This is a genomic window from Ruegeria profundi, assembly GCF_020171505.1.
Taxonomy (GTDB): Bacteria; Pseudomonadota; Alphaproteobacteria; order Rhodobacterales; family Rhodobacteraceae; genus Ruegeria; species Ruegeria profundi.
This window is the reverse complement of record NZ_JAIUZS010000003.1, coordinates 105892-126122: the sequence shown is the minus strand read 5'-3', so window position 1 is coordinate 126122 and position 20231 is coordinate 105892. Positions and strand designations below refer to the sequence as shown.

The window sequence follows — 20231 nt, the reverse complement described above, 5'->3', positions numbered from 1 at the left end:
CCGTGGCACGGACAATTGCCAAAGACCACGACCAGAAGCGGGAACAAATTCTCACAAGAGCTGCGAAAATCTTTGCAGACCAGGGGTTTGACCGCGCCTCTATGACGCTGCTGGCAAAAGAATGCGGGATCTCCAAGGCGAACATTTACCATTACTACGATAGTAAGGACGCCATCCTGTATGACATCCTTGAAACCTATCTTCGTGAACTGCGCGACCGCATTTGCAATGTGGATTTTGACGGGCTGGGACCAGAAGAAAAACTGCGAAAAGCCGTACGCGAAATCCTCTTTGCGTACCAAGGGGCCGATGACGAACACCGGGTCCAAATCAGCGGTATGAATGCTTTGACGGACGAGCAGCAAAAGAAACTGCGCGAGTATCAGATTGATATGGTCAACTTCATCCGCGAGATTCTAAGGGAGCTTTCTCCGGAAACCTTGGGGAATGACAAGGTCAAGCTGCGCGGTGCCACGATGTCCGTCTTTGGGATGCTGAACTGGTACTATATGTGGAACACAGGGGCCGGAACCAAGGCGCGCGAAGACTATGCCAATCTGGTCTGTACCCTGACGGTCCACGGGATACAAAAGCTTTAGGCGGAGCGCACGTTTTGTGCCGCCACAAGTTATCCTTGGGTTCAGTTCAGAGGCTGCATCCGGGACAGGGATTTTGAACAGCCGAATACGATGAGACCCGAGATTGGAAATGTACATTTTGTTAAGCCAAGATCATATCAGCTTTCGACAGCCGGTTTGCATCAGACAATTGCTGAGGTTCGCGGCCAGCGTAAGCGCAGCCGGTCGTAGCTTTTTTCATGCCAAAACCGCGGCCATTGATCGATAAAGGGTTAAAGGAATGGGTGGTTTTTACGCTTTTGATGGTGTCGTCCCTGTCGTTGCGCCGTCGACGTTTGTGCATCCGGATGCTGTTGTCATCGGGGACGTAATCATCGCAGAGGGCTGCTATATCGGTCCGGCAGCCGTTCTTAGGGGTGACTTTGGGCGGATTGATATCGGAGAAGGCGCCAATATTCAGGAAACCTGCGTATTGCACAGTTTTCCAGGGCGGGATGTGGTCGTTGAACGGCTCGGCCATGTCGGGCACGGAGCCGTGCTGCACGGGTGCCATCTGGAAGAAAACGTTCTGATCGGAATGAACAGCGTCATCATGGACGAGGTGCGGATCGGACAGGAGTGCATTGTCGGCGCGCTCAGCTTTGTGAAAGCAAAATCTGTCTTTGAGCCACGGCAGATGATCGCAGGCTCACCCGCGCGGGTCCTGCGACCTTTGACAGAGGCCGAAATCGACTGGAAGACCCGCGGGACTAGTGTTTATCAGGACCTTGCGCGCAGAGCAGCGGATGAAGTTGTTCCAGTTGATCCGTTGCGCAACGTCGAACCGGACCGACGGCGTGTGCGCGTGCCGGAATTTGACCCATTGGTGTTGGATAGATTGGCAAACCAGCAAACAGATTAAAGCGCTGTGCTATGTACGCGTGGGAATGCCAAAGCAGCCCAATCAGGCGATGCTGAACTAGACATACCTAGTCTATGCCCACACCGCTCCCCTTTGGCGCAATAGAACACCCTTTGTCCCTACCCAAGATAGTCACGTAGGCTGGGTGGCGGTTTGTCAAAAAGGTTCGATGTTGGCGCAGGCGGATGCGCGTGATTTTCGGCCACAAGAATTGTCTCTTGAGTGATACGGCGGGCGTCTTGCGGGTCATGGCTGACCATCAACAAAGTGGTTCCGGTCTCAGCCAGCAACCCGGCTACAAGATCAAGCATCTCAGCTTTCAGTGCAGGCCCCAAAGCCGCGAATGGTTCATCCAGCAGTAATAGCTGACGACGTTGCACAAGGACCCGGGCCAGTGCCACACGGCTTTGTTGACCGCCGGACAGTTCCGCAGGTTTTCTTCCACCCAGTCCGCGCAAGGAGACACGATCCAGGGCGTTCTGAACCTCTGCTTGTTCCTCGGTTGAAAGACGCCCATTTGGACGCAGACCTAAAGCAATATTCTGTTCGACCGTCAGATGGGGAAAGAGATTTCCGTCCTGAAACAGCATCGCCACCGGACGTTTGCCAGGGGTTAGATTGGATATCAGTTCTCCGTCCCAAAAAATTTGCCCGTGCGTCAGATCGCGGAACCCTGCGATCGCCTCAATCAGCGTCGATTTGCCTGCCCCTGATGGGCCGACAATGGCCACGCTTGCACCCGTCTCAACACTGAAATCTGCCTGCAACGAAAAGCTTCCGTTTTGGACAACGCAGTTGTCAAGTTTCAGCATGATGCCGCCCTCCGCGATCCAAAAGCCAGAATGCACCCATCGACAGCAGTAAAAGCAACAACGCCGCTCCGGCGGCTGCTTGCATCTGGTACGCGCCCATCAGCCTGTAGATCTGCAACGGAAGTGTCGCGATCTGTGGATCGGCAAATAACGCAATCACCCCAAGATCCCCCATCGACAAAGCGGCCGACAGGCCAGCGGCAAACCGGATTTGCGGCCGCATGCGGGGAAGCAGAACAAGAGTGAAGAAGGTCTTTTTGTTCATGTCCAGCGAAAGGGCCAGTCGCCCGTGCCGCGTCACCACTTCTCGAGCGGCTGGCACCAGAATACGCAGGCCGAATGGCAGCGCCATAATCGCGTTCACAAGCGCCGTCACCGGCAGCGCCAGCGTGGATGGGTTCGCCACCGGATGAATAAGGATGAAAAGACCTGTACCAATAACCAACGGCGAAGCTGCCAGCCCCAAAATCCCGCTAAGCTCGACTATTCCATAGCGTCCGGCAGCAACAGCGAAGGCCATCGGCAGCGCCAGCGTCAGAAACACTACCGTACTGACGCAGGCGACAAGCACCGAGGTCAGCGCGGCGCGAAGAACCTGGATCGGCATCTCAAACAGGCCAGCTAGACCTGAGATTACAACGGCAGCCAGAGGCAGCAAAAGAAACGCCGCTGCCGCTGCAATCCAGAACGCATCGCCAACGGGGGCGCCACCGTCCCAGCGACGGATGGCACGGTCCAGACCTGCGCCGAACCCGTCACGCTGCGATAACCTTAACGCGGCCAAAGCGGCAGCAACCGTCAAGGCAAGTTGCAAAGCAGACAACAGAGCTGCGCGGCCAAGATCGAAATCATATGTAAAGGCTTGATAGATAGCGAGTTCAAGTGTCGTCGCCCGGGGTCCTCCGCCCAGGGTCAGCGCCACCGCAAAACTCGTCAGGCAGATCGCGAAGATCACGGCAAGAACACCGGGCAAAATACGCCTTAGCATGGGAAGCTCGATCAGACGTAACATAGTGCCACCGCCGCAGCCCAGTTGCGCGGCCAGACGAAATCGTTCGGCAGGGATTTCTTGCCACGCCTGCAGGATTAGGCGCGTGGCCAGCGGCAGATTGAAAAACACATGGGCCAGCACCACCCCGTGTAACCCATATATACGTAACGGAGGCAACCCAATCAGCCCCAAAACATCCGATATCCAGCCCGCACGCCCAAAGACCTGCAACAGCCCAAGGATCGCCACGATGACCGGCAGGATGAACGGAGCACCCAGCAAGGCAATAAGAACCCGCCGCCCGCGAAACCGGCGTCGGGCAAGCGCCCGCGCGACCGGGATGGCAAGTGCCGCGCTGAACACCGCTGACAAAACTGCCTGAATCAAGGTAAAGCGCAACGCGGACCAGTCAGCTGGGCCGAAACCGCCCGCCGTTTCCGCGCGCAAGGCCACTGCGGCAAGGGTGCCCAGGATGAGCGCGGCAACAAGCCCGGCCGCGCCAACACCCGGCCATGTGCTTACTGGCTGAGCGCGCCCAACCATTCCGTAAGCGCCTCATCCCGCACAGAAGCCGCCTCATCAGCGCTGAAAAGCAGGGATTTTTCCGGAGTGATCAATGCATCAAAGCCGTCTGGCAATCCCGTCGAGGGGACTACAGCCGGATACATCCAGTTCGTGGTTGGAATGATTTGCTGGAATGTGTCTGAGACCATGAATTGCAGAAACTGGTCCGACAGTTCAGGTTGATCGGTTCCGGCCAGTTTCGCTGCAACCTCAACCTGCATGTAGTGGCCTTCGTCGAAGGCCGCCGCGGCCTTACTGTCATCCTGTTCTGCGATGAGATGATAGGCGGGCGACGTGGTGTAGCTGAGGACCATGTCTGCTTCGCCGTCCAGAAACAGGCCGTAGGCCTCGGACCAGCCTTTGGTTACGGTCACGATATTGTCGGCAAGTCCTGCCCAGATTTCGGGTGCATCATCTCCGTAGGCCGCCTTGACCCACAACAGCAGCCCCAGACCCGGTGTTGATGAACGGGGATCCTGTATGATGATCTTGGCCTCACTATCGGCCAGATCGCGGAAATTGGCCGGTGCCGGCGCATCCGCATTATGTACAAACGCGAAATAGCCCCAATCGTAAGGTACGAACACGTCATCCGCCCATTCGATCGGCAAATCGTATTTGGCACGTACTGAACTGGGCGCAAACAACCCGGTTTCCTTCGCCGCTGCGATCAGGTTGGTGTCGAGGCCAAGTACCAAGTCGGCATCCGAGTTCGCACCCTCAAGCCGAACACGCGACAACAACGTCGCGCCGTCTTCAACGCCGACAAGGTTCAGGTCGCAGTCGCATTGGGCTTCGAAAGCTTCTTCTACCTTTGGCCCCGGACCCCAATCCGAGACAAAACTGTCATAGGTATAAACGGTCAGCTGAGGTGTATCGGCCGCCATAGCCGAAGTTGCGCTCAGAATTCCCGCAGCAATCATCAGATGTTTCATATCATCCTCCATTGCGGCGAGAGGGCAAGGATGGATGAAACCGTAACCTTCCCTCCGCCGGTTCTAGCCGGTTCAGGTTCAACGGGTTCGTCAAAGACATCTCAGCACGGTAGACTGTGCACCCCGAGGTACGGCTTTAGTTAGGGTGAAACAGAACAAAAGACAACCAGATTGACGTGCGTACTTGTAATAAAGCCGTCATACGGGAACCCAGCCCCACTGTCGTCATGAGGTCGATCAGGGTTCAGGCGCTTGACCAAAAGCCCCTATCCGTTGGCCCGATCCGCACCTGCGGCATTAGGGCGGTAATAGTCGCGATACCATTTCACGAACTCTGCCACGCCCTCCTCCACTGACGTCTTGGGCTGATACCCGGTTAAATCCCTGAGCAGCGAAGCATCCGCCCAAGTCGCGGGCACATCACCGGGTTGCATTGGCAACATATTTTTCTTTGCCTCAATGCCAGTGGCCGCCTCAATGGCCTTTATAAACGCAGTCAGATGGACGGAATCGTTGTTGCCGATATTCACCACCCGATAAGGGGCAACGGGCGACAGGCTGTCCCCTTCCGGTATCAGCCCATCCACGGGGCGCTTGGGGATTGCATTCATCAACAGGCGGATCGCCTCAACCAAATCTTCGACATAGGTAAAATCACGCTTCATGTCGCCGTGGTTGTACACGTCGATCGGAAGGCCTTCGAGGATCGCCTTGGTGAACTTGAACAGCGCCATGTCCGGGCGGCCCCAAGGGCCATATACGGTAAAAAAGCGGAACATAGTGACCGGTAGATCGAACAGATGCGCATAAGAATGCGCCATGCTCTCGGTCGATTTCTTGGTCGCGGCGTAAAACGACATCTGGTGATCCGCGCGCTGTGTTTCCTTGTAGGGCATCTCGGTATTGGCCCCAAAGGCCGAAGACGTTGACGCCAGCAGCATATGTTTCGAAGGATAAGCACGCGCAGCTTCGAGAATTTCAAATGTTCCGATCAGGTTGCTTTCCAAATAAGAACGCGGGTTTTCGATCGAATAGCGTACACCCGCCTGCGCCGCGAGGTGGATGACATAGTCAAACCCGTGATCCCTGAACAGATCCATCAGCAAACCGGGGGTTTCAACTTTGCCAATCACCGGAGTGAAGTTTTCACCATCAGGCTCACGGGACAGCATGTCATGGCGGGCCTCTTTCAGAGAAACATCATAATAGTCGTTCAGGTCATCCAGACCGACCACTCGGAAGCCATGTGCCAGCAGCAGCTTACTCAGGTGAAAGCCGATAAAACCGGCCGAACCGGTGATAAGAACACTCTGCATGCCACAGTCCCCACGATAGGCGAAAATCCGGCCCTATTTAGAGCCAGAACAACAGGATTTTCCACCATAGAGATTGCGATGGTCATCAAATTCGCCATCCTCTCGAATAGTTTGACGTTGCATTGCCACAAAATTGCGCTGGTTCCGGAAAGGGACCAATTGGCAGCAAGAGATACCACGACGTCAGAGACGTGAGTTGCGCATTTCTTCGGACTTGAGAAAGCAAATGTTAATTCGTGGCCGCTAATCACCTTCGAAGTGCCTGTTGTCTCTGGCACGCATTCGGAAGCGAGCGGTCTAAGATGAGCAAACCTGTTAGAACTTATGAATTAACGCAGTCAGAAGCGTCCGGCGACACTGGGCCGATGGTCGAGTTTCTGCAAATCGGGGCGATCCAACCGGTCTCGATTGATTGCTCGGACCTGAGGCACATTCCGACCCGCTGCCTGCAAATCCTGCTTGCTGCTCGCCGCCATTGGGCGGAGGCCGAACAAAGCTTCATTCTTACAGGCGTTGGCGATGAATGCCGACATGCGCTGCGCACCCTTGGCGTAAGCGAAACGACATTTCAATTCGAGGGCATCTGATGAAAACCAAAGTACTTGCGATTGACGACTCCAGAACCATCCGTTCCTTGCTGAGCGAGACGCTTTCTGAGGCCGGTTTCGAGGTCATCACCGCTGAAGATGGTCAAGAAGGTGTAGAGACCTTTGCAAAAACAAAGCCGGATGTCGTGATCACGGACATAAACATGCCTCGGATGGACGGATACGGTGTGATCGAAACGTTGCGCGGCAAGAAAATCGCAACGCGGGTTCCGATACTTGTGCTCACTACCGAAAGCTCGGCTGAGGTGAAAGCCCGTGTGAGGGGCGCAGGCGCAACAGGCTGGATTGGTAAACCCTTCGATGACGAATCTCTGATCTTTGCCATCAAACGTGTGGCAGGAATGGCGGGTTAACATGAGCAGTTCAATTCAAGACACGTTTTTTGAAGAATGCGAAGAACTCCTCGAAGCGATTGATGAGGGTCTTACAGCCATTGATGACGGAAATTGGGACGGAGAGACGGTGAACGCCGTTTTTCGGGCCGTTCATTCCATCAAAGGCGGGGCCGGCGCCTTTGGGCTCGATAAACTGGTGGGGTTTGCCCACACGTTTGAAACAGTGTTCGACGGCCTGCGCTCGGAAAACCAGAAGCTCGATGGGAAACTGGCGCAACTGCTTTTACGGGCCAGCGATAATTTATCCGATCTGGTGGTCGAAGCGCGGGGCGGCAAGCCTGCAGACCCGGAAACACACGGTGCAGTGACAAACGAGCTGCAAGCTTACCTCGAAGCTGAAGGGCTTGGCGAAGAAGTTGACCTGTCGGATTTTCAACCGATGGTGCTGGACCTTGGTTTTACAGACGATCAGCCAAGCCAAGCCTCATTTTTAATCCGTTTCCGTCCGCATGCGACATTATACGACAGCGGTAATGAGCCGCTCTTTCTGTTCCAGGCATTGGCCGAATTGGGCGAGATCGACGTCACTTTGGACGAAAGCCGGCTGCCAAAGCTAGAATCATTTGACCATGAAGAAGCATATCTTTCATGGGAGATCAGACTCACAACAGACAAGTCCGAGGCCGTCGTCGATTCTGTTTTCGAGTTTGTCCACGGCCTGTGCGATCTGGAAATCTCAGAAGAAGTCGCCGGATCAAAAGAAGACTTGGGATTGGATACTTCTGTTGATGCATCAACTGTCAAGGACAATTCCTCGGAACCCACCAAACAGTCGTCGAACACTTCAACGCCCAACGCCAAGGCTTCTGCGAAACCGGACGCCAAGGCTGCCAATTCGACGCTCCGGGTGGATCTTGAACGGGTGGATCGGCTTATCAATACTGTCGGAGAGTTGATTATCAATCACTCTATGCTTGCGCAGCAAATTCACAACCTGGATGTAGACGACTTACGCGCGGTAGAAAACGAACTTGAAGCTTTCAAATCGCTGGCGCGGGAAATTCAGGAATGCGTTATGGCCATCCGTGCGCAACCTGTGAAACCCTTGTTTCAGCGCATGGCCAGAATTGTGCGCGAGGCTTCAGCGGCGACCGGTAAAGTAACGCGGCTAGTAACAGAAGGTGACGCCACCGAGGTGGACAAAACCGTAATCGAGCGCCTAACGGACCCGATGACCCACATCCTCCGCAATGCAGTGGATCATGGCATCGAAAAACCCGAGGCAAGGCTAGCCGCAGGAAAATCCAAGGATGGTGAAATTCGCCTGACGGCGTCGCACCGGTCCGGAAGCGTTTCCATAGAGATCAGAGACGATGGAGCGGGCTTAAACCGCGAGAAGATTCGGGAAATAGCCGTTGAGAAAAATCTTATTCCCAGAGACGCCGATCTTTCCGACAGCGAGATAGACAGCCTGTTATTTCTGCCGGGATTTTCTACTGCTTCAGAGGTTTCAAATTTATCCGGGCGCGGTGTTGGAATGGATGTTGTGCGAAACTCTGTCATGGCGCTTGGCGGTCGCATCACCATTTCGTCGACACCTGGTGCGGGCACGGTCTTTACCATCATTTTACCACTGACGATGGCGGTGATGGATGGGATGGTGGTGTCCGTTGCGGATCAAACGATGGTTGTTCCCATAACCTCGATCATCGAAACAATCCGAGCAACCGAGGGCGCAGTTCACTGTCTTGGTCCAAAAGAGAACATGCTTTCGGTCCGGGGCAGCTTTGTACCAATTTTCGATGTTGCCCAAGTGCTTGGCCTGCGCGCCGAAAGCCGCGATCCCCTGAACGCCGTCTTTTTGTTGGTGGAAACGCAAATGGGAGGCTGCGGTGCGTTGGCGGTCGATACAATCCATGACCAAAGGCAGGTGGTAATCAAGAGCCTGGACGGAGTTTGTGGCGAAACTGCCGGTGTGGCTGCGGCCACAATACTCGGAGACGGTAAGATCGCAATGATTTTGGACCCCGAAAGCATATTGGCAGAAGCTCCGGCTGCCAAGGCTCTGGCTTAATGTGAAAGGAGGATTTCACATGCAGGTACAACTAGAAGAACAACACAGCGCCGTTCAGGAATACGTTACGTTTTCTGTGGCAGATCAGGTCTTTTGTCTCAGGATCAATCAGATTCGAGAGATACGACGCTGGTCCCCGGTTACGATCTTGCCGCATGCCCCGCATTATGTGCTGGGGGTCATGAACCTACGCGGTGCTGTGATCCCGATCTACGATTTGGCGTCGCGCTTGGGTTTGGCGCGGTCCGACGCAAGTGAGCGTGATGTTGTCATCGTGGTCAACTTGGATGGCAACCTTTTGGGGCTGCTAGCCGAGGCTGTTTCGGAAATCATCTCGATCAATCCGGAAGAAATCCAAGACACGCCATCAGTCGATAGTCGAGACACGATGGAATTCATTCAGGGCATCATCTCAAAGAATGAGCAAATGATCCGTATCGTTAACCTGAACGCGGTTGGATTTCCAGACAAGGACGAGGTTTGATGCGATCTGTATCAACAGCTGCGTCGAACGCGACCGAGGAAGTTCAGCTTGGTGATCGAGAGTTCGCAAAGATTGCAGTCTACGCAAAAAAGCATTTCGGGCTCAGCCTGTCGGACAACAAGAAACCTTTGGTTCGTTCGCGATTATCAAGACGGCTCCGGAGTCTGCAGATCGGGTCGTTTTCAGACTACCTTGATATTCTGGATGACGCGGGTTCCGCAGAAGAACCTACCGAGTTGTTGTGTTTGCTGACAACCAACGTCACGCAATTTTTCAGAGAAGTGCACCATTTCGAAACGCTCAGGGATGAGGTTCTTCCACCACTTTTGGATGCCGCACAGAACGGTAAACGTGTGAGAATTTGGTCGGCGGGGTGCTCTACAGGACCCGAACCCTATTCGATTGCCATCGTTCTGCACGCTCTATGCCCAAATGCACACAAGCTGGATATCAAGGTTTTGGGAACAGATATCGACCCGGTTGTTGTACGTCAGGCGATTGCCGCAGAGTATGGACCGAAAGACTTGGCCCAAATTCCCAAGGTCTACGCCAACATTGTAACGGGTGGCGGCAGTCTTGCGCCGCGCCTGCCGGATGAAGTGACCAGCCTCGTTCGGTTCGGAACACTCAACCTTATCAAGCCGTTTCCGTTTTCTGGCAAATTCGATGCGATTTTCTGTCGAAATGTCGCCATTTACTTCGACAAAGAGACGCAACAAGACGTGTGGATGGCTTTCGCTAACGCTCTGACACCGGATGGATTTCTGTTCCTCGGACACTCTGAAAGGCTTTCAGGCCCGGCGCTTCAACGCTTCAGAGGAACCGGCATCACCACGTATCAACGAATTTCATGACCGGGGCGAGAACAGGTCTGAGTGAAAAAAAGAAGGAATATCAAAATGAGCCTAAAATCGAGTCTGCGTGTGATGGTCGTTGATGACATGTCGACCAGCCGCGGCGTCATTACCCAGGCGCTGGATGAAATAGGGATTGCGAACTATTTTGTAGAAAACTCGGGGGAAACTGCGCTGCGGAAGCTTGTTGCTAACCCAGTACATTTGGTTTTGTCTGATTACAACATGCCGGGTATGGATGGCCTTGGTCTTTTGAAATCGTTGCGCACAACAAGGGTCACACAGAGAATTGGCTTTATTCTTATTACAGGCAAGCCGACGCAAGAAATTCTGGACGCTGGGCGCCGATTGGGAATGAACAACCTCGTTAAGAAGCCTTTTACTGTATCGTCTTTAAAAACAAGTATCGAGCAGGTGGTGGGTCGGCTATGAGGGATGTTACGACGGATGAGCAAAAAATCTTTGCGCGTTTTTCGCCGGAAATGAAACGGCTTCGCAAACAGGCTTTGAACCTAGAAGAGATGATCCTGGAAGGTTTTTCTTCTCAGCAGGCTGCATCATCAAAGCAAAAAACGAAAACGACGCTGCAAAGCTTGGACCTTATGGTTCAAACACTTGCCGCGCTGGAAGAAGTATTCGAGCGCCTTGCGGTACAGGCAGAACCAAACCTGCAAACCGCAATCCAAAAGATAAAACTGCAATCGTTGCGAGATCGGTTGGAGTTTCCCGAAGAACAACACCTACAGGCGGAGAAGGGTTGAAAGCCGATCAAGTAGCTGCCGTGCCAAGGACTGACTGATAAGTTTAAGGGGTTTCGATCTGACCTGACTGTCAGCCACATTCACTGCGGCGACTGTCAGGTCAAGTTTGCCTTAAAACTTAGTCCCTCCGAGATTGTTTGCCTACGACCATGGCCTAAGACACTGTTTTTCTTATTTTTTTGCCCAAACCAGTGCGCATCCGGTTGAATTGGCTAGGTCGGTGGTTCGCAGCTGAAAAATTGTCTCAAAGCTGTCCATTCTAGCTGTTTTTACATTTTTTTTCTGAAACCCAGCTTTCTGCCGCATGGGCATGGATTTATCCACATTTTCTCAGAACGGCGGTCTAGGATCGCCATTTGAGTTTGCTTGCCTGCCGGTGGGATCTTCCCGACACTGCTTTGTGATCTTTCTGCGTTGCATTAAACACGCCACTCTCCCAAGCATCTGCCAGCCGCTTCTTGCCCGACTCCAGGAACTCTTTGAACCAACTGTAGTAGAGGCTTTGTGCAATACCTTCACGGCAGCAGAGTTTGGCATTGCTGTCCTCACCCTTCAGGCCATCCAGAACGATCCTGGTCTTTTCGTCTGCGGAATCCTGTTTGCAAGTCGCAAGGCAATGTCCTTTGCGACCTTCTCACCATGGCTCGGCTTGGTTCCGGTCATGCGCTTTCACGCATACGCCTAGCGGTAGCCTCGCGCCTTTGTGTGGCGATCCTGTTTCTCGTCCAAGGGGCTGCTCCTTCAATCACGGACTCTTTCACCACAACCGTCCTCGGACACTGGCACCGAAACCCTGTCCTTCGAAACTAAAGCCCAAAAACGTTACATAAATGCTGCCCATACTTCACCCCTAAAAAACCGCGATCTAAAAAGGTCGCACGCTAAGGATATCAAGTGAAAAGGCAGACCGTTTACGTAGCGCGAAAAGAAAGTACAGTCACTCGATCCAAACCGCTTGGTGTCTATTGAAGGTTCGTAGAGCAGTTACTTTTCAAGGCAGACTCCAAACGGAACGTGTCCCACGGTCTTTTCTTAGGTCTGAAAATTTACCGGATTGATCCAGTAACGCTTACCTTGGGCTTTATTGAAACGAGGATACGGCCCAGGGCGCTTTTTTGCGCCCTGGGCCGCGCGGGTCTTTGGATGGGTCAAGTCCGCAAGGGGTCTGCCCTGCTGCGACCAGTCACCAGTTTTACTCGCCTTCTTGTTCTGCTCGGCATTCCAAATGGCCGGCTCGTGTACTCTTTAACCCTTACTGGCGTTCAGGGTCAGAACTCTTGCCAAATCCGTGTTGAGGACGAATCCCCTACCGCCATCGCCATGGGTTGATGCTTTGGCAACTCATCTGACCAGTCTCTGCCATGCGTTGCAGAACCGGACAGCTCGGCATGCGTATCCGTGCCACGGTGGCCATGAATGGTGAAGTGTTTGACCATCTCCGTAAGCCGCTCTGCATCACCTTTGAGCATATGCCCGGCGGCAGTGGCTTCTTCGACCATGGCCGCGTTTTTTTGCGTGACCTGATCAAGTTGGTTGACGCCCAAATTGATCTCACCCAATCCAACGGACTGCTCGGCTGCGCCTTCGGCAATGTCAGAGACCAATTTCGAGATATGAGTAACACGCTCCATGATGCTGTTGAGCGCCTCTCCGGTTTTGCCAACCAAAACAACACCTCGCTGGACGTTTTGCGCACTTTCTCCAATCAAAGACTTAATCTCTCTCGCCGCCTCTGACGATCGTTGTGCCAATGCTCTTACCTCAGAGGCAACCACCGAAAACCCGCGGCCAGCTTCACCCGCACGCGCCGCTTCGACACCGGCGTTAAGTGCCAGCAGATTTGTTTGGAACGCGATGTCGTCAATCACCGAGATAATCTGGGAAATCGAACTTGAGCTCTGCTCGATCTCGTGCATGGCCTCGATTGCGTTTTGCACAACCTCGCCACTTTCTTCGGCTTCGCTCTTTGCAACAACCATAGAGCTTTCTACGTTGCGGGCACCTTCGGCAGCAGATTTGACCGAGGCGGTTAGTTCATCAAGCGCGGCTGCCGTCTGCTCTAACGTCGCCGCCTGACTTTCGGTGCGCTGCGATAGCTCGTCAGAGGCTTGGCTGATCTCAACAGAGCCATCGCGGATTGACCCAGCGGCGTCAACAACCTCACCAATTGTGTGTTTAAGTATGGTAACGGTCGCGTTGAAATCCTGACGCAGCTTTTCGTAACGCCCCGGCATTTCCTCGTGAATTTCCGCTTCCAACTGACCTGCCGCCAACTGTTGCAAACCCTGAGCCAGCGATTGCACAACATCTGCTTGTTCGCTCTGTTCGTTTTGTCTAGCGATTTCCAAGGCTTTTTTCTGTTTCAAGCCCTGTCGCAACGTTTCGACGGATACAGAGATATCGGCGATCTCGTCGCGGCGTGACTGCAGATCAATGGGTTCGTCTACATTGCCTGCAGACAGATTTTCAACCATACCCCGAAGTTTTCCCAGCGGGCGGCTTACCAACGCCTGCACCGAAAAGAAAATGGTTGAAAGGGTCAGCACCAGCAGAAAGAAACCAGTGATCAATTGCTCAGCCACGATCCAGCGCACCGGGTTGACGAATACGTCACGCGGGATTTCCAAAACGACAACCCAAGTCTTGTTCATCCCATATGCCGTAAACGGCAGGAACAGACGTACCGCGCCACTTTCAAGTCCCGAATACACTTGCGTTTCACCCGTCTCCATCGCGGCGCGATACGCCGCCTGTCCCTCACCCTCAAAGGGTTTTGTCAACATGTTGGCATCGGGATGAGCCAGGAATTTACCACCCTGCCCAATAAGCATCACATTGCCGCCTTCGTACACCGAAAAGTCGTTTACCAGCTGCGTCAATTCACCCAAAAGAATGTCGACACCAGCAACGCCGATGATCTGGTCTTGGGCAAAAACCGGAACAGAAACGGATGTCAGCAAGCGCCCCGCCTCTGACAGATAGGGTTCGGTGATCGCGCTTTCACCGGTGTCAATCGGAAGACGGTACCATTCGCCGGTTTCATTTGGGCTCACAGTAAATGTTTCAAAAGTCAGCTCACCCGATTTGGATTTGGTCCAATAGGGCGTAAACACTCCGTCATCATTTCGGCCTTCAAGACCCAGAATAAACTGCTCTGTAGTGCCGTTGGGAATTCCGCTCATATAGGATGAAAACACCATATCGTATCGCTCGGGCACGCCTTCCATCAGGTTAATGACCTCATCCGTGGTGGCGTTTCCGTCATCTACCAACCCCGAAATCGCACCCCCCAGCGTAGCGGCGGCTGAACTTGCCTCGATCAACTCTGTCGAGAGCTTCAGAGCAAGCTCGTTGGCATATCCAGTGGCGCGATCCAACACCTCCTTTTCTACTTCTTTGGATTTCTCAAATGCTGCATATGCCGTGAAGCACAGCATCAGTACGGTAATCGCGATGGTAGTGGCCGCAAGAAGCTTTGCCGAAATCGTCCCAAACCTAACGCCCATTTTCTAATCTCGATCCTGTTAGTCTGTTCTTCCCGCCACATCCCATGAATAGTTTAAGGAATAATTGAACGCGCACCTGCGAAGGTTGGTGCTGCTGCCACAACTCCAACCCCAAGTACGGGCAGCGGCTGTCTTAGTTCGCGCATTGGGTCAGCAAGGATCGCAACGGCAGTTTCGCCTTCAATCGGGTTGCAAGCAGGAACATTCCGCCAAATTTTCTTTGCAGGTAGAGTATATCCATCGGAATCTGCGGTGGAACATACCCAGCCTCGGCCAGAGCGACACCTTCCCTGTGCAACTGTTCAGCCAAAGATCGATCCGCAAAATTAAATTCTTCTCTAGAGACGATCGCGCCAAAAACGGATCGGATCATCCCGAGTATTTGAGTGTCAAATGCGCTGTCGCCCTCAATTATCTTCATCTGAACCGCCGCGTCACGCAAACCCTCGCAGTCTTCCTTCAGGCCTGCGCGCAACAGGCGGCGATAGCCATCAATGCTTGACGAATCCAGGGTTCTTGTCGCGCCAAAATCCAAGAGTATGGTCTTGCCAGTCACGGGATTGTAGCGGTAATTGGCAAAATTCGGATCGCTTTGCGTCACGCCGAACTCGAAGACCTCTTTCAGCGTCAACTCTATAAGCGCTTGTGCAACATGGTTGCGTGCATCGCTTGGCACATCGCTCAGCGTTTCGATGGGCAGACCTTCGAGGAATGACATCGTGAGTATTTCGGGCGTGCTCCAATCGGCATAAAAACTTGGGATTTCAAATTGATCCGCGCCGTCCAGCAAATCCGTAAACTGCCTTAGGTGGGCGCCCTCTTTTTCATAATCCGTTTCTTCGTGCAGCTGGCTCCGGGCTTCTTCAACATAGGGGTTCAGGTCAAAGTTTCTTGGAACGAGGCCGGACATTCTTACCAACGCCGCAACATTGGCGACATCGCTATCAATACTTCGCGCGATGCCGGGATATTGCACTTTGATCGCGACATCCCGCCCATCTTTCAAAGTGGCCCGATGCACCTGGCCAATGCTTGCCGCAGCGATTGGCCTTACATTGAAAGTCTGAAAGGATTGCAACCAATCAGGTTTCCAGTTTCGATTCAGCACCTGCTGCAATTGCTTGGGTGGCATGAAATGCGCCTGGTCGCGCAGTCGTGCCATGATATCTGCCAACTCGGGCGGTAACACATCGCCGGCGTCCATTGACATGAGCTGCCCAACTTTCAGCGCGGCCCCGCGCATGCGGGCAAGCTGATCTGCAACCCGCCGGATGTTATCCGGAGTCATCAACAAACTGCGCATATCCGGCCGCGACCCGCGTCGTACCTGGCCCAAAGCCTGCGCGGCCACGTTTCCAGCTATACCCACGGACATACCACCCAGCCCTGCAATTCGAACCAATCGGCCTGTTGGTACCGCCACCGGGCGGGAAAGGGGTTTGCGCCCAGTCATTCAGTTTGTGCCCACAGAGGGTGGTATTATTCCAGTGTGGGCGATGCCCGAGAATTCACAAAACATCACCAGAACTCCGTTCCGGGCGCACCCTTGATACGCCCCCGCAGGTTATCTGTAACCCAGCCCGCGTAAAAATCGCCGGCTTGAGGGCGAACACGATGGGCACCAACAAAACAGGCGTCCATCAAGCCTGCGTAAAAGGCGTAGTAGCCTGCGATTTTTGCGAATGCAGCAGTGGGTTCCGAATAGCTCCACGCAGATTTTGGCGCTGTTGATTTGTCAGATTCTACGTCCCAATACCGCGCAACACCCTTCCATTCGCAAAATGTTCGTCCAGAAACCGGAACAAGACATGCCTTTATGTCGTCAGGCGGCAGGTAATATGTCGGAGCATGATGAGTTTCGAGCACCCGAAACGCCCGATCCGTTTCAGCAATCGTATCGCCGCCAAACTCAATGCGCACGGTGTGCGGCACAGCCTCAAGAACCGGGGGCCGCGGATAGGATTGTACGTTCTCGATTTCAAGCGATGTCATACAGTACCCGCTGCTATCTAAGATTAACCTTGTTGCTGCCCATGAACTAAAACAGAAGCCGGCGTTTTCTAGCAATGAACTGGCTACGCATCCCATATGGCGGGGATTGGGCAGGAAAACACACACCGTCAAACGCGCCCGCTGAGCTTGCTTCGAGCCGAATTCCGCCCTCCACAAACCTTCTAAAGATGACCCGGAGGTTGCAATGATCTGATCAGCCACGCAAAAATGGCCGCAGTATCGTGCCATGTTGGCAAGGAACTGGATTTTTTCAACGACAATTCGGCCTGCCTTTTTCGCGCGCCTGCATCTTCCAATAGGAAACGCAATTTGGCGCCAAAGGCATCCGCATCATCGGGTGGCACCAAAATACCAGCGTTTCCAACCGTTTCCGGAACGGCGCCCACATTGCAGGACAGGATTGGCAACCCAAACAGCATGGCCTCACTTAAAACCATGCCATATCCTTCATAGCGGGTGGCAAGCGCAAAGACACTTGCCGCGTTGAACAACCGGTTCAGTCTGTCTTCGTCCAATTCTCCCGCAAATCTTACCCGCGCCTCCAGATCCAACACACGTGCCTGTTCATACAGGTCATTGGCGGTGGGCTTGTCATGTTCTTTCCCGACAATCACAGCCTGCCACGGAACATCCCTTATTCCCGCCAAAGCCTCCAGCAATATGTCATGCCCTTTTCGACGCGCCAGAAGACCAACGGATAAAACCAACGGTGGCTGAATTGGCTGCCTGTTCACCTTCGGTCGATCAAAACCCGGTGCGGCGATCGTAATCAGATCCGGTTTGGCATCGAAACTCTGAATAAGGACCCGGGCAGTCTCGGGGCTTGGAACCACAACACGAGACGCATGCCGAAGCGCCGCCGCCTCGTTGCGCATCAGAAACGCAGACCGCTCAGCCGTTAACCCGGTTTCCAGCCCCAAGGGGTGGTGGATCATCGCGATAATCGGTGCCTTGACCTGTGCGAGCCCGTCAGGGTCAATTGATCCGAACACCAAGCCATCCAGAATAATCGGGCGTGTCTCGGGTACCGCGCAAAGGGCTTTGATCGTGGCAGCCATATCTTGCCGCGTTGGTTCAGGAAAGCTGTCGGGCAGTTCCAGATGCTGGGTTTCGCAGCCGATTTCGTTCAACACGCGCAGCACCGTGGCCTCGTAGATAAATCCCCCGGTGCGCCGGTCCTTGTCGCCGGGAATTGCGAAGACCGCCTCAGTCATGCCAATTGCTCATTTGCATATATCCCCAGGACCTTTTTCTCGCACCACGCGACAAACGCATAAGACACAACCGCCACAAGGCAAAGCACGACGACGCAGGACCACAGCATATTGTAGTCTGACGTGCTGGAGGTCAGCGCCATCAGGACACCAATACCCCGACCGGTCGCCAACCATTCAGCCGTTGTTACAGCCAACAAAGCCGCCGGCACGGCCATGCGGGCGGACGCAAACAAAGCTGGCAACATGGCTGGTATCTGTGCAGAGCGCAGCAATTGAAATCGGCTTGCGCCGTAGCTGTCGAAAAGGTCCACGATTTGCGCCGGGGTCTGACGCAGCCCTTGAAGGCATGCGACAAGAGTTGGGAAGAAAATCATGACGGCCACGATCGCCACCGTTCCGGTAAAACCGCGCCCAAAGGCAAGAACCAAAAGCGGAGCGGTGGTTATGATTGGAACAGCGCGCAGAGCAATCGCGGTAGGCATGGTCGCTCGCGCGACTGGCGGCCAAAGCATGAGCAAGATTGCAAGCCCCGCCCCAAGGGCAAGACCGGCCAAATACCCCGGAACAGCATAGGCCAAAGTCGCCCCAAGCGCCGTGAGCAAAGTAGTCAAATGTGCTGGTTCAGACAGAAATCTAAAGATGTCGCCGGGCCGTTTTGCAAAAAAGGGGTTCAGACCAAAAGCGTCCATTGTGCCTTGCCACAAAACGAAAACCAGACCTACGATGGACACGAAACCAATCAGCCGGATCGTAATGGACCGCCCAAGATCCAAACGTTTTGGCGAGAATAATATCACCGGAGCATGCGGCGTGAATTTTCGCCTCAGCGCTCCGAGGCATCCATATCCAAGCATTGCAATCGCCGCCGAAACGCAAGCCAAGGCCCATGTTGCATCGGTTTGCAGCCCCCGCATGGCGCGAAGGGTAAGAACACCCAGACCACGCTCTGCGCCGGTGAACTCTCCGATCATGGCACCCAGAAACGCGGCTGGGGCAGCGATCTGTAATCCGACAAACAGATAAGGCACACTGGCCCTGAGGCGCACCGTGAACAACGTCGCGACACGACCCCGGCCATAGACGGCCATCAAGTCCGTCCAATTCTGCGAAACAGCCTTTAGGCCGACCAAAAATGCCAGAAACGTCGTGTAGTACACCGCCAAAGCAGCCAGCGTGATCTGCGGTCCCGAGCCCGGTCCGAACAATACGCGCAGAATAGGGCCACTTGCGATCAGGGGTATGCAGAACACGAGCAGGGCAAGCGTTGAAATGGTCCATTCGGACCGGGGCAGCAAGGTAACGATAACCGCCAGCATCATGGCCGCCAGGTTTCCCCAAAGAAAACCTAGCACCGCGTTGGTGGTTGTTTCGGTGGCTGCCCTCACAATCAAGCCTGAGTTATTGGTGAGGTATTCGGCGATGGCGACTGGCCCGCTGATAAACATACTGCCCGGTTGAGCGCGCGCCAAAAACTCCCAAGCCAAGGCGAACACAACCGCAGTTACGATGAAACGACCAAAGGCCATTCAGGCGGCCTCTTCCAACGCGGTCAAAACGCGCATCGCAAGGTCCCGAAAAGCCGGTGCATTTGTTTCTGGCAAGGCGCGATTGTGATGCAGGTCAACGGGAATGTCCGCTAAAACGCACGCAGGCCGCGGGGACAGCACGATGACGCGGTCGGACAGCAGCACAGCCTCTTCCACCGAGTGTGTCACAAGCAGCGTGGTCGTCTTGCGTTCGCGCCACAACGGGGGAAGATCACGGTTCAGCCGCCGACGGGTGATTGCATCGACAGCGCCGAAAGGCTCATCCAGCAACAAGACATCGGGCGCTGAAATCAGGCTGCGTGCAATTGCAGCGCGCTGGCGCATACCGCCAGACAATTCGGCAGGTCGATGATCAGAAAATCCAACAAGGCCGACAAGGTCGATCAGTTCATCAACTCGGTCCAAGGGCTTACGCGCCAATTCGGCACCAAGCGCGATATTGGAGCGCACACTACGCCACGGCAGCAGAGAGGGATCCTGAAACGCCATCGACAGCCCCCCGCGGCGGGCGACCTGCCGGGGTGTCTCTTGCCCTATTCGGATACTTCCCGTGTCGGGCATTTCCAGACCTGCGATCATGCGTAGGATCGTTGATTTTCCACACCCGGACGGACCAACCAATGCTGTTGTCTGCCCGGATTTGAATACAATCGAAAGCTGCGACACTGTTTCGACAGCGCCAAAGCTTTTCTGGATGTTGTCACAGTGGATATCGGCCCTGGTCACAATCCAATC

General features: G+C 54.2%; 19 protein-coding genes, 1 pseudogene and 1 riboswitch. Of the genes and pseudogenes, 9 read left to right on the top strand and 11 right to left on the bottom strand.

The genetic code is table 11. From position 1 onward, the window contains the following. Positions 1 to 2: 2 nt before the first annotated feature. On the top strand, positions 3 to 599 hold the full coding sequence (locus LCM21_RS06815) for a TetR/AcrR family transcriptional regulator (RefSeq protein WP_224889921.1): 597 nt from the start codon (positions 3 to 5) through the stop codon (positions 597 to 599). A 259-nt stretch (positions 600 to 858) separates the two neighbouring features. Beyond that, positions 859 to 1479, top strand: a complete 621-nt coding sequence (locus LCM21_RS06810) for an acyltransferase (RefSeq protein ID WP_224889920.1) — start codon at positions 859 to 861, stop codon at positions 1477 to 1479. 119 nt (positions 1480 to 1598) lie between these two features. Here LCM21_RS06810 and LCM21_RS06805 read toward each other — a convergent pair whose 3' ends face one another. The 4 genes from LCM21_RS06805 to LCM21_RS06790 form a co-directional block, all read right to left on the bottom strand. Then, positions 1599 to 2291, bottom strand: a complete 693-nt coding sequence (locus LCM21_RS06805; RefSeq protein WP_224889919.1) for a thiamine ABC transporter ATP-binding protein — start codon at positions 2289 to 2291, stop codon at positions 1599 to 1601. Continuing rightward, positions 2278 to 3825, bottom strand: a complete 1548-nt coding sequence (locus tag LCM21_RS06800) for an ABC transporter permease family protein (protein WP_224889918.1) — start codon at positions 3823 to 3825, stop codon at positions 2278 to 2280. Before LCM21_RS06800 ends, LCM21_RS06805 begins: the two co-directional genes overlap by 14 nt. Further along, positions 3801 to 4781, bottom strand: coding sequence for a thiamine ABC transporter substrate binding subunit (gene thiB / locus LCM21_RS06795; protein WP_224889917.1), 981 nt, complete (start codon positions 4779 to 4781; stop codon positions 3801 to 3803). Before thiB ends, LCM21_RS06800 begins: the two co-directional genes overlap by 25 nt. Before the next feature lie 32 nt (positions 4782 to 4813). Next, positions 4814 to 4917, bottom strand: a riboswitch (TPP riboswitch). A gap of 130 nt (positions 4918 to 5047) precedes the next feature. Continuing rightward, positions 5048 to 6097, bottom strand: coding sequence for a GDP-mannose 4,6-dehydratase (locus LCM21_RS06790; protein ID WP_224889916.1), 1050 nt, complete (start codon positions 6095 to 6097; stop codon positions 5048 to 5050). A 302-nt stretch (positions 6098 to 6399) separates the two neighbouring features. Between LCM21_RS06790 and LCM21_RS06785 the strand changes: the two genes are divergently transcribed. From LCM21_RS06785 to LCM21_RS06755, 7 genes are read left to right on the top strand one after another with little or no spacing between them, the layout of a single operon-like run. After that, positions 6400 to 6684: an STAS domain-containing protein gene (locus tag LCM21_RS06785; RefSeq protein WP_082677378.1), complete on the top strand. Its 285-nt coding sequence runs from the start codon at positions 6400 to 6402 to the stop codon at positions 6682 to 6684. After that, positions 6684 to 7058: a response regulator gene (locus LCM21_RS06780; RefSeq protein ID WP_068332853.1), complete on the top strand. Its 375-nt coding sequence runs from the start codon at positions 6684 to 6686 to the stop codon at positions 7056 to 7058. Before LCM21_RS06785 ends, LCM21_RS06780 begins: the two co-directional genes overlap by 1 nt. A gap of 1 nt (position 7059) precedes the next feature. Next, a complete protein-coding gene (locus tag LCM21_RS06775; protein WP_224889915.1) occupies positions 7060 to 9114 on the top strand; it encodes a chemotaxis protein CheA in 2055 nt (684 codons plus the stop codon). A 19-nt stretch (positions 9115 to 9133) separates the two neighbouring features. Continuing rightward, positions 9134 to 9598 carry a chemotaxis protein CheW gene (locus LCM21_RS06770; protein WP_224889914.1) on the top strand — a complete coding sequence of 155 codons (465 nt, stop codon included), beginning with the start codon at positions 9134 to 9136 and terminating at the stop codon, positions 9596 to 9598. Continuing rightward, the gene (locus LCM21_RS06765; RefSeq protein WP_224889913.1) at positions 9598 to 10452 is read left to right on the top strand and encodes a CheR family methyltransferase; all 855 of its coding nucleotides are present in this window, start codon (positions 9598 to 9600) and stop codon (positions 10450 to 10452) included. The genes LCM21_RS06770 and LCM21_RS06765 overlap by 1 nt, the downstream gene beginning before the upstream one ends. A gap of 45 nt (positions 10453 to 10497) precedes the next feature. Next, positions 10498 to 10884, top strand: coding sequence for a response regulator (locus LCM21_RS06760; RefSeq protein ID WP_068332842.1), 387 nt, complete (start codon positions 10498 to 10500; stop codon positions 10882 to 10884). Then, positions 10881 to 11213: a hypothetical protein gene (locus LCM21_RS06755; RefSeq protein WP_224889912.1), complete on the top strand. Its 333-nt coding sequence runs from the start codon at positions 10881 to 10883 to the stop codon at positions 11211 to 11213. The genes LCM21_RS06760 and LCM21_RS06755 overlap by 4 nt, the downstream gene beginning before the upstream one ends. A gap of 445 nt (positions 11214 to 11658) precedes the next feature. On the opposite strand, the pseudogene LCM21_RS06750 reads toward LCM21_RS06755, so the two are convergent. The 7 genes and pseudogenes from LCM21_RS06750 to LCM21_RS06720 all read right to left on the bottom strand — a co-directional run. Further along, positions 11659 to 11876, bottom strand: a pseudogene (locus LCM21_RS06750) (transposase); the annotation flags it as partial. Between the two features lie 605 nt (positions 11877 to 12481). Further along, the gene (locus tag LCM21_RS06745; RefSeq protein ID WP_224889911.1) at positions 12482 to 14719 is read right to left on the bottom strand and encodes a methyl-accepting chemotaxis protein; all 2238 of its coding nucleotides are present in this window, start codon (positions 14717 to 14719) and stop codon (positions 12482 to 12484) included. Positions 14720 to 14852: 133 nt separating this feature from the next. Further along, entirely contained in the window at positions 14853 to 16172 is a 1320-nt protein-coding gene (locus LCM21_RS06740) for an ABC1 kinase family protein (protein ID WP_224889910.1), read from the bottom strand. Between the two features lie 65 nt (positions 16173 to 16237). Next, a complete protein-coding gene (locus tag LCM21_RS06735; protein WP_224889909.1) occupies positions 16238 to 16711 on the bottom strand; it encodes a DUF427 domain-containing protein in 474 nt (157 codons plus the stop codon). A gap of 182 nt (positions 16712 to 16893) precedes the next feature. Beyond that, positions 16894 to 17946 (bottom strand): glycosyltransferase family 4 protein, encoded by a 1053-nt coding sequence (locus LCM21_RS06730; RefSeq protein ID WP_224889908.1) that lies wholly within the window; start codon positions 17944 to 17946, stop codon positions 16894 to 16896. Next, the gene (locus LCM21_RS06725) at positions 17943 to 19475 is read right to left on the bottom strand and encodes an ABC transporter permease (protein ID WP_224889907.1); all 1533 of its coding nucleotides are present in this window, start codon (positions 19473 to 19475) and stop codon (positions 17943 to 17945) included. Before LCM21_RS06725 ends, LCM21_RS06730 begins: the two co-directional genes overlap by 4 nt. Continuing rightward, entirely contained in the window at positions 19476 to 20222 is a 747-nt protein-coding gene (locus LCM21_RS06720; protein ID WP_224889906.1) for an ABC transporter ATP-binding protein, read from the bottom strand. Positions 20223 to 20231 lie beyond the last annotated feature (9 nt).

Bases quoted from the DNA above. Each gene is read 5' to 3' on its own strand.
- LCM21_RS06810 (WP_224889920.1), top strand. From the start codon at position 859: ATGGGTGGTTTTTACGCTTTTGATGGTGTCGTCCCTGTCGTTGCGCCG.
- LCM21_RS06805 (WP_224889919.1), bottom strand. From the start codon at position 2,291: ATGCTGAAACTTGACAACTGCGTTGTCCAAAACGGAAGCTTTTCGTTG.
- LCM21_RS06800 (WP_224889918.1), bottom strand. From the start codon at position 3,825: ATGGTTGGGCGCGCTCAGCCAGTAAGCACATGGCCGGGTGTTGGCGCG.
- thiB (WP_224889917.1), bottom strand. From the start codon at position 4,781: ATGAAACATCTGATGATTGCTGCGGGAATTCTGAGCGCAACTTCGGCT.
- LCM21_RS06790 (WP_224889916.1), bottom strand. From the start codon at position 6,097: ATGCAGAGTGTTCTTATCACCGGTTCGGCCGGTTTTATCGGCTTTCAC.
- LCM21_RS06785 (WP_082677378.1), top strand. From the start codon at position 6,400: ATGAGCAAACCTGTTAGAACTTATGAATTAACGCAGTCAGAAGCGTCC.
- LCM21_RS06780 (WP_068332853.1), top strand. From the start codon at position 6,684: ATGAAAACCAAAGTACTTGCGATTGACGACTCCAGAACCATCCGTTCC.
- LCM21_RS06775 (WP_224889915.1), top strand. From the start codon at position 7,060: ATGAGCAGTTCAATTCAAGACACGTTTTTTGAAGAATGCGAAGAACTC.
- LCM21_RS06770 (WP_224889914.1), top strand. From the start codon at position 9,134: ATGCAGGTACAACTAGAAGAACAACACAGCGCCGTTCAGGAATACGTT.
- LCM21_RS06765 (WP_224889913.1), top strand. From the start codon at position 9,598: ATGCGATCTGTATCAACAGCTGCGTCGAACGCGACCGAGGAAGTTCAG.
- LCM21_RS06760 (WP_068332842.1), top strand. From the start codon at position 10,498: ATGAGCCTAAAATCGAGTCTGCGTGTGATGGTCGTTGATGACATGTCG.
- LCM21_RS06755 (WP_224889912.1), top strand. From the start codon at position 10,881: ATGAGGGATGTTACGACGGATGAGCAAAAAATCTTTGCGCGTTTTTCG.
- LCM21_RS06745 (WP_224889911.1), bottom strand. From the start codon at position 14,719: ATGGGCGTTAGGTTTGGGACGATTTCGGCAAAGCTTCTTGCGGCCACT.
- LCM21_RS06740 (WP_224889910.1), bottom strand. From the start codon at position 16,172: ATGACTGGGCGCAAACCCCTTTCCCGCCCGGTGGCGGTACCAACAGGC.
- LCM21_RS06735 (WP_224889909.1), bottom strand. From the start codon at position 16,711: ATGACATCGCTTGAAATCGAGAACGTACAATCCTATCCGCGGCCCCCG.
- LCM21_RS06730 (WP_224889908.1), bottom strand. From the start codon at position 17,946: ATGACTGAGGCGGTCTTCGCAATTCCCGGCGACAAGGACCGGCGCACC.
- LCM21_RS06725 (WP_224889907.1), bottom strand. From the start codon at position 19,475: ATGGCCTTTGGTCGTTTCATCGTAACTGCGGTTGTGTTCGCCTTGGCT.